Below are 16455 nucleotides of genomic sequence, written 5' to 3'. Positions count from 1 at the left end.
CGGACGAACCACGCAAAGAGATTGAGCTGTAAGAGAGACGGCGGCGTCGCCCGGCGTTTGTCATGACGCCGGGGCCGGCGCATCGGCAACGCGCGCGCGAGCGGGCCATTTCAGCCACAGCGCCGATTCGGCGGCGGGGGCGGGCGGTTCAGACGGTGAGAAGCGGGCATCCATGGGAGACCCTCCATCCGGACAAAAATCGATCAGTTGGCTATGCCGCGCTCGCATATCGCGTACACGCTGGAGCACAAGTCGGGATAAACGCGCCCCAGCTCAAAACAGCCATCAAGATACTCTCTGGATATGATGCCGGCCTGTAATGCCGCATCGATCTGGAAGTTGGCGAGACCCTTGAAAAAGACCCCGCCTTCGGTGACCGGGCGGAGCTTTGCCGCACGCAGATCGGCTCGCAGCGTGTCGATCGAATAGGTCACGCGATGACCGTGTGCGGCTTCAGCCGCCGTCACGGCTGCGTGATGGTCGATTAGCCCCATATTGACCGCGATTTGCCGGGATCCGGCGCGCGCATTCGGCGCAGCCACGAATAGGCGGCCGCCGTCCGATAGCCAGCTACCGATCCGGCTCAGGACTTCGATCGGATGATCGAGGTGTTCGAGCGTATGGATCAGGAAGATGTTGTCGTAGCGTCGCGCGGGTTCAAAAGTCTCGAACGTCGCGTGATGGAATTTGACGGCGCCTTTCGTCTTATCCGACGCAACGGCAATGCAGTCTGCCGATGCCTCGACCACTTCCAGTGAATCGAACCGCTGCGCCAGGAGTCGCGTGAAGTTACCTTCGAAGCATCCCAGTTCGAGCGCGTTGCCGCTCACGAGAAACGGTGCAAACGTCCGAAGCATGTATTCATGCATCAGGTAATCGAAGTCATAAGCGTAGCGATGTTCGGGATGATCTTTCGCTTCCGCGTTGTAGTCTCTGCTCATGGTCGTCAATCCTGTCCGCGTTGATAGAACCGCTGCTCCACCGGCACGTAAAACTCATCGAGCGATTCAGGCACCCGGGCGTTGAAGCCGAGCACCTGGCGCATCCATGCGTTGCAGCGGTCGAGATTGCGGTATCCGAATTGCCGCGCGTAGTCGAGCTGCGGCTTGAAGAAGGGGCTGGTGAACGTCAGTGTCAGCGCACGGCGCGGCGCATCGGTGGTGTTGCGGCCGGTGGCGTGCCACATGCGTGAATCGAACAGCAGAACCGAGCCGCGCTTTCCGGTAGCCCGCGACGCCTGCGCGTAAAAATGCTCATTGGCGGGTTGCTGCTGGAGGTTTTGCGAGTGCGAAAGAATATGCGTCGCGCCATTGTCCAGCGTGAAATCGTCGAGCATCACCAGCGCGTTCACCATGAAGCGTCGCGTGTCGGAGCCGAAGCGGATATCGCGATGCACGTTCTGCACGTAGGAGCGCGAGTCGCGCTCGTTGATCACGCCGCCGTAGGAATTCAGAACAAAGTTGCCGTCAAAGTATCCTTTGAAAACCGGCTCCAGCGCTGAGAGTTCCGCCAGCAATTCGACGTAGCACGGCTCATCCATCAGAAGATGATGCAAGGTGCCGGCGCTGTTTTCCAGCACGCCGTTGCGTCGCCTGATTTCGTCGCGCAACGCGAGCGAAGGACCGAGCGCCTCGACCAGCGAATCGAGCAGTTCGCTGCGAATCAGTCCGGGAAGCACCGTCCAGCCCGCCGTGGCGAGCGCGGTGTGGTGTTGAGCGTCAATCGTGTTCATGAGTGGAGCGAGGCAACGGCAAAAGTAAAAGGCTCAGCGTCGATCGGCAGCCAGGATGGCCATCGGCATGACGTCGAGATAGCGGCCGCCTTTGAAGGCGGCCTGGCGCGAAAGACCTTCGGCGCGAAAGCCCACTTTCTCGTAGAGCGCGATGGCGCGCGCATTGGACGCGAGCACGGTCAGCGAAATACGGTTGAGGTTGAGGTCGTCGAATGCATGTTCGAGCGTCTGGCGCGTGGCGGCCTCACCGATGCCCCGCCCGCGTGCCGTCTCCGCGCCAATCTGAATCGAGAACTCCGCGTTGCGGTTCACCCAGTCGATGCCTAGCAGATACGTCACGCCGACCACTTCCTGGGTAGACGCGAGGCACACGGCGAGACGCACGTTATTCGCCCGGGAGCCGAGATAGCTATCGAACCATTTGTTGTCGATCTCGGCACCCACGTACCGGAAGGCGCCGCCCAGCAGGCCGACCAGCGCCTTGTCGGCGCGCCACGCATTGATCGTCAGCAGGTCGCCGCGTTCGATCTCGCGCAGGAATATTGTGTTGTCGCTCATGCGAGCCGTTCCAGTAAGTGTTGCACCATCGGCGCCAGATCGTTGCGCGTCAGCCGCTGATCGCACGGCAGGCACAAGGTCGAATCAGGAAGATTGCGCTCGAAGTCCGGCGCGCCTTCAGCGGCCGCAACGTCCGGCCAGTAAGTGGGCGTATAGATGCGTTGTGCTCGAAAGGCCTCGCGTACGCCAGGCGGCGCACCGAAAAACGGGTAGCAGAGCGGCACCGCATCTTCGTCGTGACGAAACGTGAAGCGGTTATAGCGCTGCAATTTGTCGTGCAGGAAGGCGAAATTTTCGATTCGTCGCGCGCGGACGCTGTCGTAGTCGACGCCGGCGAGTAGCCGTTGAGTCAGTGCCGACATGCGCAATGGCTCCTGATGTTTCAGGCTCTCCTCGGCCGCGGCGTAGTCGGCGTAACCTGCTTCCGCGTCTTTCGCGAGCCGGGTCAGCAGATGCCCGCTGCGTTGCAACGAGGCGTCGTCGGTCGCTTCCGGCATCGCGATCGGCTGCTGTGTGACGAGGTATCCGCCATCCGGCACGCCAAGGAATTTGCGCGGCGAATACAGTGTGGCGAGGCAATCGGCGGGCTGCGCGAACAACGCCTGCGCATTGTCGATCACGACGCGCTCGCGTGGGAACCGGTTGAGCACGTCGTCGACCTGTCGAGCGCACAAGCCGAAATAGTTGACGTAAACGAGCCATTCATCGTGCGCGATATCGACAGATTGCACGCGCAATTCGGCGTCGAGCTGATAGCGTTTGACCAGCGTGCCGGTCATGCGCAGAGGCTCGATCATCGCGTCGCAAATGTACCAGGGCATCCAGACGGCAGCCGGTCGCATCGCGCGAAGCAGAGCAAGAAACGCCGCTCGCGACGACTGAAAACGCAGCGCGTCGTCGTGAAGCGTCGCTTCGGCCGGCGGCAGTTCGAGTTCGAAATAGCCGCCGATTGCGCGCGGCTCGCGCGGGATCATGCGTTCACCTCGACGCACAGCATCTCTCTGACGTTGTCTTTGCTATTGAACATGAGGACGTCGAGAATCGATAAAGCAGGGTGAAAAGCGTCGTTGAACTGCGCATAGGGACACAGGTTCGGTTCAATGAAGGCGAGCTCTACGCCGCGCGCTGAGAATGCCGCGCTATCGTAAAGTGCGCGGCCACCCGGCAGGTTCACGTAGGTGCTGGCCTGTTCTCTCGCGCAGATGTCGATAACCCGTTCGGCGCCTTTGAGTTGCGCATTGCCGTACTTCGTCGAAGACCGGACGAACTCGGTCTCGATCTCGAGGTACCTGCAGACCTCCATGACGGTGTGCGACGCGAGCAGCGAAACCGGCGCAAGAGGCTCCCCGAGGATCCGTTCGATCAATGCGCTGACCTGCGCGTAGTGAGGCGCTTTGGCATAGGCATGCCGCATCGATTCGAGCAGCTTGCGTAGCCAGCGCTCGCGCGGTTCGACCAGTACCTCATTAATCTTCAACGAAGGACTCGCACCGCTGAGCGGCACGGTGAGATAACGCACCTCGTCGCCCAGCAGCATCCGGTTGCGGTTGATCCAGCCATTCTTGATGAAATTCACATCGTCGTAAAAGACGAACTTGTCGACGGCCGCCGCCAGTTGGAAATACCCGATGTACGGAAACAGGTAGGGCTGCATGATCGCGAGCTTCATGACGTTCAGCTACCCGCGATGATCCCGACGATGCGATCGAGCATGCCGTCCGTCAGTGCCGGGAAAATCGGCAGGCACAGTATCTGTTGCGAAGCGGCGTGTGCGATCGGCAGGTTATCGGGGCGCGCGGAAGGCAGGCCGCGATAGATCGGAAAGTCCGAGATCAGCGGATAGAAATAGCGCCGTGCGTAAATGTTCTCGTCGCGGAACTTCTGATACAGCGCGTCGCGGCTGATCGGGTAGTCCGGGCCGACGAGAATCGGAAAGTACGAATGGTTCGCCACTTTCTCGCCCGCTTTCGGCACGCAACTAATACCACGCACGTCGCTCAGCCGTTCGCGATAAATCGCGTCGATCCGCGCGCGCCGTGCCAGCGCTTCATCGATGTGCTGTAGCTGAAGCAGCCCGAATGCCGCGTTGATCTCGCTCATCTTGCCGTTGATGCCGGATGCAACCACGGTCACTTCATCGACGAAACCGAAGTTCTTCAGATGGTCGATACGCTGCTTCGTCTTGGCGTCCTGACAGATGATCGCGCCGCCTTCGAACGTGTTGAAGACCTTGGTCGCGTGGAAGCTCAGAACGGCGAGGTCGCCGTGCTCGAGCACGCTGCCGGTTTCGGTCTGCACGCCGAAAGCATGGGCCGCGTCGTAGATCACCTTCAGATTGTAGTTGTCGGCGATCTTCTGGATCGCGTCGACGTCGCACGGCTTGCCGTAGCAATGCACCGGCATGATCGCGGTGGTCTGCGGCGTGATCGCTGCCTCGATCTTGGCAGGGTCGAGATTCAGCGTGTGCGGATCGACGTCGACGAATACCGGTTTAATGCCGTTCCAGACCAACGAGTGCGCGGTGGCAACGAACGAATAGGGCGTCGTGATCACTTCGCCGGTCACGCGCAGCGCTTGCAGTGCGGTGAGCAGCGCCAGCGTGCCGTTGGTGAACAGCGCAAGATGCTTGACGCCGAGATACTTGCACAGCGCCGCTTCGAACTGTTGGTGAAACGGACCGGCATTGGTCAGGATCTTGCTGTCCCAGATCTGTTGAAGATAGGGAATGAATTCTTCGAGCGGCGGGAGATGCGGCTGGGTAACGTAAATGCGCTCGTCGATCTGCGGCGCGACGGCCCCAAGCGGTAAGGCAGCGTTCATTGGCTTTCCCCTGTTTTGGACGGCACGGTGATGTCGCCCGTCGCGGCAATGGCTTCTTCCGCCGTGACTTCAAATGCGACGGGCGGCTGATCGTCGCACCAGCGTTGCCACATGATTCTCAACGCGCGTGACAAACCTGCAGCGACCACTTCAGGCCGGAATGCCGCCGACGCCATGCAGCGTTCGCGCAAACCCGTGCGCAGCGCGGCGAGCGTGGCGATATCGGAAGACAGCGCGACGCCCTTGGCGACGAAGTCCGCCTTATCTGTGGCGAGAAACTGTTCCAGTCCGACATGCGACATCCAGGTGGTGCCGGCGCGACTGGGCAATGTGTCGCCTGCAATCGTCAAGGTCGGCACGCCCATCCACAATGAGTTCAGCACGGTGGTCGAGCCCGTGTACGGGAACGTGTCGAGGCAAATGTCGACGTGGAAATGCTGTTGCAGGTAGACCGGAATACTCGAACGGCGGCGGAACATCAGGCGCTCGCGCGAGATGCCTGCGTTGGCAAACCAGTCGATCAGAAGCTGTTCGTCCTCGTCGGTTGCAATCGCGCCCAGCAACATTCGCGACGACGGTTGGGCCTGCAGCAATTCCGCCCAAAGAGCGATCACGTCGGGACGCAATTTGTTGAGACGGTTGAAGCTGCCGAACGTCACATAGCCGTTGTGCATGGCCGGCAGGATATTGACTGGCGGCGCGCTTTCTTCCGGCAGGAAGGGCGCGTTCGCCGGCAAATGCACGATCTTTTCGGAGAACATGCGTTCCGCGGGGCCGAACGGCACCCCGAACCGGTCCACGAGGTAATAGTCCATCGCACTTAGCCCGGTCGTGGCGGGATAGCCGAGCCAACTGACCTGGATCGGCGCGGGCTTGCGCACGAACGTGAGAAGGCGATTGCGGCCCGTATGACCGGACAGATCGAACAGAATGTCGATTCTGTCGTCGCGGATCCTGTTCGCCAACTGCGCGTCCGGCATGCCGGTGACCTGGTGCCACTCATGGGCGCATTTGCGTAGCAGATGGGTGTAGTCGTCTTCCGCGATGTGGTTGTTGTAGACATGCAGCGAGACGCCGGGATCGGTCGCGAGGCGCTCCATGATCGGCAGCAGATAGGAGGCGACCGCGTGACGGAACAGATCGCCGGAAACAAGGCCGATTTTCAGCTTGCGGTTAGGCGTGCGCTTGTTCACATGACGCGGCCATTGCGCGCGCACCGGCGCTTCGTGCTGTTGAGCGAATTTGACGTGTTCGGCGAACAGCGTGTCCTGCTTGACCGCGGGATTGTGAGTGAGCGAGAACAGATAGTTATCCGCCGCGATCGCATCTTTCGGCTCTTTCTCCAGCGCGGCGCGAAAGTTTTCCTCGGCCTCGGTCACCCGGCCCAGATCGAGCAGTAGCACGCCGAGCGTGTTGTGCATGCCGGACGTGTCCGGCGCCAGTTCGATCGCGCGCCGCGCAGCTGCCAGACCCTCGGCCACGCGTCCCTGGTGAACCAGCGACATGCCGTAGATCCGTTGCGCTTCGGCGTACGCCGGATTGATGGCGAGGATCGCGCGGCAGACTTCTTCGGCATCCTTGTGCAGGCCTTTCAGGCGCAGCGTATCCGCGAGGACGGTGCGGCTTTCCAGTTCCTCCGGCAGTAGTTCGGCAGCTTTGCGCAAGGGAATGAGCGCGTCGTCGTACCGCCCCAGACGATGCAGGGCAATCCCGAACCAGCGCCACGCGTTACCGTCGGCGGGAAACCGCTGAGTGAGCGTTCGTGCAAGTTTGACGGCGTCGGTGATTTGGCCTTTGTTGTACAGCGACGTGAATCGCGTCGTTTCCTGTTGGCTCACGCGACGTCCGGCCGCGATCGTGGATTTGCCCGTTTCCGCCGCCGTATTTGCCGCGCCGGTATCTGTCTCGACAGCGGCGCTGCCGCCGGCCTGCGAGTTCTGCACTGCCACAGGCAGCGTCGCGATGACCTTGCCGGGATTGGCCATTCGTACGATCAGGCCGTCTACCGCCGAACCCTTCAGACCCTGCTTCTGGCCCATTTCCAGTGAAAGCCACGCAGCGGCGCTTTCACCGGCGTCGATCAACGCACTGATATATGCCGCCCAATACTGGCCGTTCTGCGGCTGTTGGCCCAGCGCTAACTCGAGCACGGGCACGGCGTTTTTGGGGCGGCCCGTTTGACCGAGCAACACACCCAGGTCATACAGGGCATCCGCGTGCTGCGGTTTTGCGTCGAGGATCGCCCGGTAAAGCGCTTCGGCGTCGTCGAATTCGCCCTTGTGGTGATGGTCGAGCGCCGTTTGCAACACGAGCGCAATGTCCTGCTCGAGTTGTTGTTCGGGCGTCAGGGGTTCAGCAGGCGGCTGCTCGTACAGGAGAGTCATGGTCTCGGCGCAAAATGTTCTATAGAGGAAATTGTGCGACGAGGCCGGTCTTTCCGATGCGCGGAGATGACGGTAAAAAGGCCGCCTGTTTAGCGTATGGCGGAAGGGGGCGGAAAGCCGAAAGGCAAGAAAAAAGCCCGCACGAGGCGGGCTGAGGGAACGAGCGCGCCTCACTTCGGCACGTAGTTCTTATTATCGGGTCGGCCGGCTGAACCGGCTTCCTGGGAGTGGATGCCGCCTTGCGCGGCCCCGCTCTGGGTGATTTTTACAGGCGGGCCATCCGCTGATATTCGCCGGCGGCCTTGGTGCGTCCGATCGCCGCTTCGAACTCGACATGCAGTTCGTTCTGGGTGACTGCCGCGTCCGCGAGCAGCGCCGCGTCGATCGCCTGGATCTGGCGGATCATGTCCAGCGCCGCCGGTTCCTGATCCGCGGTGAGCGACATCAGCAGCGGCGAGCGCGTTTCGGTCAGGCGGGCGGCTTCCGGCCAGTCCGCCAGCAAGGCGGCCTGCTCGATTTCCCGCGTGACGGAAAGCACGCGTTCGACCAATTCCATCTGGGTCATGTTGTGCGCGTTCATGGCTTAGCTCTTGCCCGTGGCCAGCGCGCCCGCGCTGTTGGTGCCGCCGAACAGCGCGGTCAGGTATTGCGAATTGTTGTTCATGGTCGCCATCAACGTGTTCAGGGCGGTGAACTGTGCCTGATACTGGTTCGTCAATTGTGTCGTGTAATCGGCGAGCGCGGTTTGTTGTGTGGTGATGCTTTTCAGGTCGGCGTTCAGCGCGGTGTTGCGCGTGTCGATGATGCCGCCGGTCTGCGTGAACGTGGTGATGCTGGCGTTCAACTGCTCGGCAATGCCGTTGGTCGAGTTAAAGAGCGATGCGACCGTGGCCGGGCTGGTCGTCAGCGCCGTGTTCAGCGCGTTGTTGTCGACCACCATCGTGCCGTCGGCCGGATCGTCCTTCAGCGTGATGCCGATCGCCGCCAGCGTGGTGCCGGTGCTGCCCGAGCCGACCGCGCCGCCGACGATATTGGCTAGCGTGTTCTTGATGGTCTGCAGCGTGGAGTCGCCTAGCAGCGGACCTTGCGACGTCGAGCCGGAGCTGAACGACGTGAGCGTGCTCATCGTCGTGACGACGGTGTTGTACAGGCTCACGAAATTATTGATCGCGGTGTTCTGCGAGGTGGTGTCCTGCGCAATCGTCAGCGTCTGCGGGGTGCCCGCGGGCGTGCCCACGGCCGCGGCCGTCAGGTTGATCGTCACGCCCGAAATGGCGCCGGTTACCGCGTTGCTCGCGCTGCTGCCTGCGATTCCGCCGATCGTGTACTCCGCGTCCTGCGCGAAGCCGCTCTGCGTCCAGGCGCTGCTCGAATTGGCCGATGTAATGGACGACTGACCGCCGGTGGTGCTGGCGGTGGACGTCACGCCGAGGCTCGACAGGCCGGTGTCGCTGGTGATGTTGCTGGTCGAAACGTTGATGACGTTGGCCGCCCCTGTGTTCGCCGCGCGCAGCACAAGGTGGGCGCCGTCCGTGCCGGTCACGATGGTCGCCGTGACGCCGGGGTTGCTGCTGCTCGCGTTGATCGCCGACGCGATGCCCGAGAGCGTGTTGTTGGTGCTGTCGACGCTGATATCCATCGACTTGCTGCCCAGTGAGATGGACAGCGTGCCGGTGCCCAGTTGCGTCGTGGCGCCGAAGGCTGCCGACGACAAGGCTTGCGAGCTGGCGATCTGCGTCACCGCGACCGAGTAGCTGCCGGCCACGGCGCCGACGCCGGCTGTCGCGGTCAGCCCGGTGCCGCTCGTGGTCGCCGCGAAGGTTGCCAGCGTATTGCCGTTGGCGAGATTCGCGATGCCCGACTGCAGGGCGCCGAGCGCGGAGCTCAGTGCGCCGTACGCGGACAGCGTGGTGGTGTCGGTGGTTTGCTGTGCCGCCAGAGCCGAAGTTTGCCCGGCGACCTTCGCGTTCACGAGTGCCGTGACGAGCGTCGACACGTCCATCGACGAATTGCCCGTCGAGCCGCTGATGATCGATTGAGCAGCCGACTGCAGCGCGGCATTGGCGCTTGCTGTAGAAGACGAGGTTGAGATCGAGGACATGCAGAGGCTCCGGGCGTCTGGAAATCGGTATTAGGTGGTGCGCGATGCTACATCACTACGTGATGGAAATGCACAGCGGGAGGCATGCCTCCCGTCGCTTGAAACCCGGCGATGCGCCCCGCTTGCGCGCGACGCATCGCCGTTACCGCGTCAGCTCTTACTGCAGGAGCTTCAGAACTTGCTGCGGGTTCGAGTTAGCTTGCGCCAACACCGAGATACCAGCTTGTTGCAGCACTTGCGCCTTGCTCAGGTTCGCCGTTTCTTGTGCGAAGTTGGCGTCCGTGATTTGCGATTGTGCCGACGACAGGTCGGTCGATTCAGCTTGCTGCGCCGTCGAGATTGCCGTGAAACGGTTTTGCGCGGCGCCCAGTGCAGCTTGCAGCGTGTTGACCGTTTGCAGTGCGTTGTCGATGGAGACCATCGCTTCGTTCGCGCCCGTGACCGTGCTGATGTCGAGGCCCGAAACCGTCGGCGGTGCGTTGATCGCGTTGATCTGATTGACGGCGGCGATGGCGGCCCCGGAAGCTGCGCCGGTCGTCGGCAGAGCTGCCGCGGTGATGGCGAGGGAGGTGATGGCCGTGCCGGAGCCCGCGCCCGTGCCTGCGCTGAAGATTGCGTTTGCAACGCCCGACGTGATGGCGGTGTTGTTCTGGTCCGTGAAGGTGTAGCCGCCCTTGCCGTCGGACAGAACGTTGATAGACGTGATCGTCGCGCCCGTGCTGGTGTACGTGCCGGTCGCCGACAGGCTGACGGCGATCGTGCCGACCGTTTGACCCGTTTGCACCAGACCGCCGCCGATCTGCGCTGCCGACATCGATTGGCTCAGGTTCAGGCTGACCGTCTGACCGACGTTCGCGCCGACCTGGAACGACACGCTGCCTGCCGAGCCGTCCAGAATGTGCGTGCCGTTGTACGTCGTTTGCGAAGCGATACGGTTCACTTCAGCGATCTGCGCCGAAACTTCCGTCTGCAGCGCTGCCTGGTCGCTCGACGACAGCGAACCGGTCGATGCTTGCACCGCCAACTGACGGATACGTTGCAGGCTGGAGGTCAGCGAGGACAGTGCGCTCGATGCGGTTTGAATCATCGACACGCCGTCATTCGCATTCGACACGCCCTGGTTCAGGCCGTTGATCTGCGTTTGCATACGCGTCGAGATTGCCAGACCTGCTGCATCGTCAGCCGCGCTGTTGATGCGCTTGCCCGACGACAGGCGGGTGATGGCTTGCGAAAGGGCGCTTTGCGAGCCATTAAGGTTTTGCTGTGCAACCAGCGAGTTGATGTTGCTATTGATTCCGAGCATGGAAAATCTCCTAAATAAGCCTTGAGCCCAATACGCCACGTTGGCATCGGCGGAAGCACTCGTTCATTGCTGGCCGCCTCAGTGAAGGTTGACGGCCCCATTAAAAAAAACTTGAGGAACTTTGTGCAATGGCGATCCCAATGCTTTCCATGCCGGGCATATTGCAATGTGGCTGAAAGCCCCTTGCAGCCTTATTCGGCAGATGCACTGCAGGTATTGAAAAGACGGCGTATTCTCGTTTTTTCTTGTGACAAACCCTGGAGAAATCATGCAAAAGCGCAGGATTGGGCGTTCGGAATTAGAGGTCGCGCCGCTTATGTTCGGCGGCAATGTTTTCGGCTGGACCGCCGATGAAGCCACCTCGTTTTCGATTCTGGATGCGTTTGTCGACGCCGGTCTCGACTTTATCGATACCGCCGATGTCTATTCTGCGTGGGTGCCCGGCAACCAGGGCGGCGAATCGGAAACGATCATCGGCAAGTGGTTCCGTCAGAGCGGCAAGCGCGACAAGATCGTGATCGCCACCAAGGTTTCGAAGCATCCGCAGCGCAAGGGGCTGTCGGCGGCCAACATTCAGGCGGCCGTCGAGGATTCGCTGCGGCGCTTGCAGACCGACTACATCGACGTCTACTTTTCTCACGACGACGACACCGAAACGCCGCTCGCCGAAACACTCGGCGCGTATCAGAAGCTAATTGAGGCGGGCAAGGTGCGGGTGATCGGCGCGTCGAACTACAGCGGCGCGCGAGTTGAGGAAGCGCTGGCCGTATCCCGCCAGCACGGCCTGCCCGAATACCAGCTGCTGCAGCCGGAATACAACCTGTATGACCGCGCGGAATATGAGCGCGACATCGAACCGGTGGCGCTCGCCAATCAGCTCGGCGTGGTGGTGTACTACAGTCTGGCGAGTGGCTTTCTGTCCGGCAAGTACCGCTCACAGGCGGATCTGGCCAACAAGGCGCGCGGCAGCCGGGTCGAAAAATATCTGAATGAACGCGGGTTGCGCATTCTCGCTGCGCTAGACCGGGTTGCCGAGGCGCATGGCAGCACGCCGGCCACCGTCGCTCTGGCATGGCTGATCGCGCGGCCCAGTGTTACGGCGCCCATTGCCAGCGCGACGTCGGTCGAGCAGCTCAAAAGTCTCGCGGCGGCCGTTCATCTGATGCTGACGGGCGCCGATATCCGAGAACTGGACGAAGCGAGCGCCTGAGCGTGCAATAGGTGACCTGGCGCAATCCCTAAACCCCTGGTAGGATGGGGAGTTTCCTGATATCATCGGGAGTGAATTGAGATCTTTGCCTGTTTCGTCAATGTTTTTTCGTTGATGAAAGGTTGGCGAAACAGCAGCAGACGCGGCTTTTGCATTATGTCTGTCCGCGTTCCGCGGTGAACTCCCCACCTCTCTTTTCCGGCCTCCGTGGCCGCTTTGCCTCTCGTTTCATTCGTGGTTTGGCCGGGTTCTGCCCGCGTTTGCCTGTTACTGGCCATGAACTGAAACGACCGGAGGGCCGGCGCGTGAGCGGTATGCCGCCACGCAATTTACCCCCTATCAAGTGATTGAGTTAGGAATTAAATGACGACGATTCTTCTGAAAGAAAACGAGCCGTTCGAAGTGGCGATTCGCCGCTTTCGTCGCGCAATCGAAAAGAATGGCCTGATCGCTGAACTGCGTGAGCGCCAATCGTACGAAAAGCCGACGACGGCACGTAAGCGCAAGAAGGCTGCTGCTGTGAAGCGCCTGCACAAGCGCCTGCGCAGCCAGATGCTGCCGAAAAAGCTGCACTAAGCACGCTTTTCCCGCACGGCCGAACGGCGGTGTGAGCTTCGAAAGAAGCCACATCGCCGTTTTGCTTTTTGGGCGTCAGGTGGGAGCGCTCAGTCCTGAATGGGCCAATGCGAGCTACGCGCCTCGGGGCGCTGGCTTGTGGATCCGCTGGCGGTGCGCACCGCGACGTCGGAGTGCGGCCTTTGGTATCCAGGCGAGTTCTATCCTGCTTACGCCGCGCTCTTCAGCCGGTCAGCGGACAGACTGAACTGGCGGGCGATCGAGCCCAGACGCTCAAGCCATTCCCAGGTGCCGAATACGTCGTGCACGTTTTGCAGGCAGCTAAGCAGCTCCACGGTGGCCGCGTCGTACACATTGATGCGCGAGCGCAGCAACGCCTTCTTCAGCGCGGACACGCCGACGTCCATATACGCAGGCATCTCCGCAGGCGTTTTGCCGATGAAGCGCACCGGAATGCCTTCCATCGCGGTCATGTAGTCGCGCGGTTTGATGAAGCTGCCGACCGGGCAGCCGCCGCAGTAGCCGCGATAAGCCCCGCCGCCGCGCGGCAGCAGCGCGGCGCGCTTCTGGCCTAACAAGTGGCCCACGGCCTGATCGAAAATCTCCTGATGCATCAGGAAGCTAAGAGTTTTCATGGTTGGTCTCCCATGCGTTACGCAGCGGTTATTCGTTGTTCGAGCGCATGACTAGCAGTATCGAGCGTGCTCCATTCGGCGAATCCCGGACTAGCGCGGCGAAAAACCGCCAATTCCCGGATTTGGCTCGTTTTCCGCGATGCTCCCCATGCCGCAGGTTTCGCCGACTGCCGCAGCCGCAACTCATAACCGTATAACGACCGACATGCCTCGGAAGCGCAGCAGGGCTTTACCGGATGGGCCCATCGCGCCGAACCCGGCGTCGTGGCGCGTCGTGTTCCGGTCCTCCAGGCCTTGCGCCGCGAGGTGATGGCCGGACACGCGCTGTGGTGCCTGGGAGTTTCCCTGAGCCGCCGTCCTTTGTTAGAACTGCGGCACTAAGCGCGGACGAATACCGGGCCGCCTCAGCCCGCTTTGCGATTACGTCCTTTCTTGCCAAGCGCCGTGCATCGCGCGCGGCACATGCAACTCGCCTCGTGGTCGTTCACCATGCCGACCGCTTGCATGAACGCGTAACAGATCGTCGAGCCGACGAACTTGCAACCGTAGCGCTTCAGCCCCTTGCTCAGCGCGTCCGAAATGTCGGTCGACGCAGGCGCCTGTTTGTAAGAAGCCCAATCGTTCTGGATCGGCGTTTGGTCGACGAACGACCACACGAAGTTGGCGAGCGAGCCGTGTTCGGTCTGAATCTGCTGGACGGCGCGAGCGTTAGTAATGGCCGCTTCGATCTTGCCGCGATGACGCACGATACTTTCGTCCGTCACCAACGCCTCGACGTGCTTCGGCGTAAATCGCGCGACCTTGCCGATATCGAAGTCGGCAAAGGCGTGGCGATAGCCGGCCCGTTTGTTGAGAATCGTCGACCACGACAAGCCGGCCTGAGCGCTTTCCAGCACGAGCATCTCGAACAGATGCTGGTCGTCTCGCGAGGGGACGCCCCATTCGGTGTCGTGATACTGTGCGAGCGCTTCGCTCGATACCCAGTTGCATCGCTGTGTCACTGTCGCGCTCCTGCGTTGTGATGTCGCCCGCCAGCATAGCCGAAGCCGTGCGCACTGCAAGCTAGCCATTCGGCCGATTGCCGGATTTAAACTGACCTGCCACGCTATGCACTATTCATCCACGGAACTCATTCGATTCCATGAACAAAGACTTCCTTCTGATCGGCATTGACGGCGGCGGCAGCGGCACGCGGGTCGTGCTCGGCGACGCGCAAGGCCGCGAGCTGGCGCAGGCGGCAAGCGGGCCGTCGGGTTTGGGGCTCGGCGTCGAACGTGCGTGGCAGGCCATCGCGGCCGGCTGCGGCGAAGTATTTGCAAGTGCCGGCGTGGCGTTGGACTGGTCGCGCTGCGTGCTCGGCTGCGGACTGGCAGGCGTCAACAATCGCGACTGGCTGGCCGCGTTTCGCGCACAAGCGCCCGCGCTAGCGGGACTCGCCGTGGAAAGCGACGCCTACACCACCCTGCTGGGCGCACACGGCGGCGCGCATGGTGTGATCGTCGCGCTTGGCACCGGCAGCGTGGCGGCCGTGCTGGATGGCGAGGGCGAATGCCGCCAGGTCAGCGGCTATGGCTTCCCATCGGGCGACGAAGCGAGCGGCGCGTGGCTCGGACTGCGAGCCATCGTGCATGCCCAACATGCGCTGGACGGCCGCGGTCCCATCGACGACCTGGCGCAGGCCCTTGTCGCGCACACCGGCGCGCATGACCGCGACAGCCTCGTCGTCTGGCTCTGCGAAGCCAACCAGACGGCTTATGCGAGGCTCGCGCCGATTGTCATCGCCCACCGCACGCATCCGTTCGCGGCGCGCTTCCTCGGGGACGCTGGCGTGGAAGTGGGCAAGATGATTGCCGCGCTGGACCCGTCGGCGAGCCTGCCGGTCGCGTTGTGCGGCGGCCTCGGCGCGCCGTTGCGCGAGTACGTGCCGCAGATCTATCAGGCGCGTTTGCGCGAACCGCTGGCCGACTCGGCGCACGGTGGATTGCAGTTGGCGCAACGCGAAGCGGTCCGCGTCGGCGGCTGAAACGGCGAACCGCGGCATGCGCGAGTCGCGCGCTTGCGGTTGAGAATAGTCGTGCACGGCCAACGCGTTCCGGCGAATGCGGCCGACAACGGTAAAATACGCAGCTTCGACGCTGCCCGCCTGCTCAAACTATGTACAAAGTCATCGCCACGGATCTCGACGGCACGCTGCTCAACGCGGATCACCAAGTGGACCCGTTCACGGTCGCCACCGTGCGCAAACTTGAAAGCGACGGGCTACGGTTCGTGATTGCAACGGGCCGCCATTATTGCGATGTCGCCGGCATCCGCGACGTGCTGGGCATCAATCCGTATCTGATTACATCGAATGGCGCGCGCATCCACGCACCGGACAACACGGTGATCCACGCCGACGACCTGCCTCCAGCTATCGTGCAACGACTGGTACAGCCGGAAATCGCCGGCGCGCATGGCCGCGTGATCGTCAACCTGTTCGCCGATCAGGCGTGGCTGATCGACCGCGACGCGCCGGATCTGCTGAAGTTTCACCAGGACTCGGGCTTCACCTATGAAGTGACCGATTTGCCGAAACACGACGGCGTCGACATCGCGAAGGCTCTCTACATCGGCGAGCCCGCCGATCTCGCGCAGGTCGCGGCGAATCTCGCGCGCGAATTCGGCGACGCCCTGTACGTGACCTATTCGCTGCCGGACTGTCTGGAAGTGATGACGGCGAACGTATCGAAGGGCCGCGCGTTGCAGATCGTGCTCGAGCGCCTCGACGCGGATGCCTCGCAATGCGTCGCTTTCGGCGACAACATGAACGATATCGATCTGCTGGAAACGGCCGGCCATCCGTTCATGATGAACAACGCCAATCCCGACCTCATCACGCGCCTGCCGAACGTGCCGCGTATCGGCAACAACTTCGAAGCGGGCGTCGCGCACCATCTGCGCAAGCTTTTCTCGCTCGACGACGAACTGATGTCCTGAGCGGAAATGGAAACGGCCCGCATCCAGTTTCATGGATGCAGGCCGTTTCCTTTAAGTGAGCGCGCCGGTTGGTTCAGGCTACTAGTGACGGCGTTGCACGACCAAGGTCCATCAAGGTCGGCAATCCGCCCCATTCGCCGACGTCAGGCGCACCAGGAAG

At 61.8% G+C, this 16455-nt stretch carries 16 protein-coding genes; 4 read left to right on the top strand and 12 right to left on the bottom strand.

Annotated features, from left to right (window positions below; all coding sequences use genetic code 11):
* Window positions 1-203: 203 nt before the first annotated feature.
* The 10 genes from HF916_RS48355 to HF916_RS48310 all read right to left on the bottom strand — a co-directional run bounded on the left by HF916_RS48355 (window position 204) and on the right by HF916_RS48310 (window position 10898).
* A complete protein-coding gene (locus HF916_RS48355) occupies window positions 204-941 on the bottom strand; it encodes a class I SAM-dependent methyltransferase (RefSeq protein WP_168795578.1) in 738 nt (245 codons plus the stop codon).
* A gap of 5 nt (window positions 942-946) precedes the next feature.
* The gene (locus HF916_RS48350) at window positions 947-1732 is read right to left on the bottom strand and encodes a phytanoyl-CoA dioxygenase family protein (protein WP_168795577.1); all 786 of its coding nucleotides are present in this window, start codon (window positions 1730-1732) and stop codon (window positions 947-949) included.
* Window positions 1733-1765: 33 nt separating this feature from the next.
* A complete protein-coding gene (locus tag HF916_RS48345; protein ID WP_168795576.1) occupies window positions 1766-2290 on the bottom strand; it encodes a GNAT family N-acetyltransferase in 525 nt (174 codons plus the stop codon).
* Window positions 2287-3264 carry a hypothetical protein gene (locus HF916_RS48340; RefSeq protein ID WP_168795575.1) on the bottom strand — a complete coding sequence of 326 codons (978 nt, stop codon included), beginning with the start codon at window positions 3262-3264 and terminating at the stop codon, window positions 2287-2289. The genes HF916_RS48345 and HF916_RS48340 overlap by 4 nt, the downstream gene beginning before the upstream one ends.
* On the bottom strand, window positions 3261-3959 hold the full coding sequence (locus tag HF916_RS48335) for a WbqC family protein (protein WP_168795574.1): 699 nt from the start codon (window positions 3957-3959) through the stop codon (window positions 3261-3263). The genes HF916_RS48340 and HF916_RS48335 overlap by 4 nt, the downstream gene beginning before the upstream one ends.
* A 5-nt stretch (window positions 3960-3964) precedes the next feature.
* Window positions 3965-5110, bottom strand: coding sequence for a dTDP-4-amino-4,6-dideoxy-D-glucose aminotransferase VioA (gene vioA / locus HF916_RS48330; protein ID WP_168795573.1), 1146 nt, complete (start codon window positions 5108-5110; stop codon window positions 3965-3967).
* On the bottom strand, window positions 5107-7494 hold the full coding sequence (locus HF916_RS48325) for a tetratricopeptide repeat protein (protein WP_168795572.1): 2388 nt from the start codon (window positions 7492-7494) through the stop codon (window positions 5107-5109). The genes vioA and HF916_RS48325 overlap by 4 nt, the downstream gene beginning before the upstream one ends.
* Window positions 7495-7759: 265 nt before the next feature.
* Window positions 7760-8074, bottom strand: coding sequence for a flagellar protein FliT (locus HF916_RS48320; RefSeq protein ID WP_168795571.1), 315 nt, complete (start codon window positions 8072-8074; stop codon window positions 7760-7762).
* 3 nt (window positions 8075-8077) lie between these two features.
* A complete protein-coding gene (fliD, locus tag HF916_RS48315) occupies window positions 8078-9595 on the bottom strand; it encodes a flagellar filament capping protein FliD (protein WP_168795570.1) in 1518 nt (505 codons plus the stop codon).
* 157 nt (window positions 9596-9752) lie between these two features.
* The gene (locus HF916_RS48310; RefSeq protein ID WP_168795569.1) at window positions 9753-10898 is read right to left on the bottom strand and encodes a flagellin; all 1146 of its coding nucleotides are present in this window, start codon (window positions 10896-10898) and stop codon (window positions 9753-9755) included.
* A gap of 268 nt (window positions 10899-11166) precedes the next feature.
* Between HF916_RS48310 and HF916_RS48305 the strand changes: the two genes are divergently transcribed.
* On the top strand, window positions 11167-12108 hold the full coding sequence (locus HF916_RS48305) for an aldo/keto reductase (RefSeq protein ID WP_168795568.1): 942 nt from the start codon (window positions 11167-11169) through the stop codon (window positions 12106-12108).
* A gap of 363 nt (window positions 12109-12471) precedes the next feature.
* Window positions 12472-12684: a 30S ribosomal protein S21 gene (gene rpsU / locus HF916_RS48300; protein ID WP_006050883.1), complete on the top strand. Its 213-nt coding sequence runs from the start codon at window positions 12472-12474 to the stop codon at window positions 12682-12684.
* 209 nt (window positions 12685-12893) lie between these two features.
* Here rpsU and HF916_RS48295 read toward each other — a convergent pair whose 3' ends face one another.
* Together HF916_RS48295 and HF916_RS48290 are read right to left on the bottom strand one after the other, a co-directional pair.
* Window positions 12894-13319, bottom strand: a complete 426-nt coding sequence (locus tag HF916_RS48295) for a hypothetical protein (protein ID WP_168795567.1) — start codon at window positions 13317-13319, stop codon at window positions 12894-12896.
* A gap of 404 nt (window positions 13320-13723) precedes the next feature.
* A complete protein-coding gene (locus HF916_RS48290; protein WP_168795566.1) occupies window positions 13724-14320 on the bottom strand; it encodes a DNA-3-methyladenine glycosylase I in 597 nt (198 codons plus the stop codon).
* Between the two features lie 140 nt (window positions 14321-14460).
* Here HF916_RS48290 and HF916_RS48285 point away from each other — a divergent pair, with 140 nt between their 5' ends.
* Window positions 14461-15342, top strand: a complete 882-nt coding sequence (locus tag HF916_RS48285) for a BadF/BadG/BcrA/BcrD ATPase family protein (protein ID WP_168795565.1) — start codon at window positions 14461-14463, stop codon at window positions 15340-15342.
* Window positions 15343-15473: 131 nt separating this feature from the next.
* The gene (locus HF916_RS48280; RefSeq protein ID WP_168795564.1) at window positions 15474-16295 is read left to right on the top strand and encodes a Cof-type HAD-IIB family hydrolase; all 822 of its coding nucleotides are present in this window, start codon (window positions 15474-15476) and stop codon (window positions 16293-16295) included.
* The last annotated feature ends 160 nt before the right edge of the window (window positions 16296-16455 follow it).

The organism is Paraburkholderia aromaticivorans (genome assembly GCF_012689525.1).
GTDB lineage: Bacteria > Pseudomonadota > Gammaproteobacteria > Burkholderiales > Burkholderiaceae > Paraburkholderia > Paraburkholderia aromaticivorans_A.
Note: the sequence above shows the minus strand (reverse complement) of the source record. Positions and strands in the feature narration are given on the sequence as shown.

Bases quoted from the DNA above. Each gene is read 5' to 3' on its own strand.
- HF916_RS48355 (WP_168795578.1), bottom strand. From the start codon at position 941: ATGAGCAGAGACTACAACGCGGAAGCGAAAGATCATCCCGAACATCGC.
- HF916_RS48350 (WP_168795577.1), bottom strand. From the start codon at position 1,732: ATGAACACGATTGACGCTCAACACCACACCGCGCTCGCCACGGCGGGC.
- HF916_RS48345 (WP_168795576.1), bottom strand. From the start codon at position 2,290: ATGAGCGACAACACAATATTCCTGCGCGAGATCGAACGCGGCGACCTG.
- HF916_RS48340 (WP_168795575.1), bottom strand. From the start codon at position 3,264: ATGATCCCGCGCGAGCCGCGCGCAATCGGCGGCTATTTCGAACTCGAA.
- HF916_RS48335 (WP_168795574.1), bottom strand. From the start codon at position 3,959: ATGAAGCTCGCGATCATGCAGCCCTACCTGTTTCCGTACATCGGGTAT.
- vioA (WP_168795573.1), bottom strand. From the start codon at position 5,110: ATGAACGCTGCCTTACCGCTTGGGGCCGTCGCGCCGCAGATCGACGAG.
- HF916_RS48325 (WP_168795572.1), bottom strand. From the start codon at position 7,494: ATGACTCTCCTGTACGAGCAGCCGCCTGCTGAACCCCTGACGCCCGAA.
- HF916_RS48320 (WP_168795571.1), bottom strand. From the start codon at position 8,074: ATGAACGCGCACAACATGACCCAGATGGAATTGGTCGAACGCGTGCTT.
- fliD (WP_168795570.1), bottom strand. From the start codon at position 9,595: ATGTCCTCGATCTCAACCTCGTCTTCTACAGCAAGCGCCAATGCCGCG.
- HF916_RS48310 (WP_168795569.1), bottom strand. From the start codon at position 10,898: ATGCTCGGAATCAATAGCAACATCAACTCGCTGGTTGCACAGCAAAAC.
- HF916_RS48305 (WP_168795568.1), top strand. From the start codon at position 11,167: ATGCAAAAGCGCAGGATTGGGCGTTCGGAATTAGAGGTCGCGCCGCTT.
- rpsU (WP_006050883.1), top strand. From the start codon at position 12,472: ATGACGACGATTCTTCTGAAAGAAAACGAGCCGTTCGAAGTGGCGATT.
- HF916_RS48295 (WP_168795567.1), bottom strand. From the start codon at position 13,319: ATGAAAACTCTTAGCTTCCTGATGCATCAGGAGATTTTCGATCAGGCC.
- HF916_RS48285 (WP_168795565.1), top strand. From the start codon at position 14,461: ATGAACAAAGACTTCCTTCTGATCGGCATTGACGGCGGCGGCAGCGGC.
- HF916_RS48280 (WP_168795564.1), top strand. From the start codon at position 15,474: ATGTACAAAGTCATCGCCACGGATCTCGACGGCACGCTGCTCAACGCG.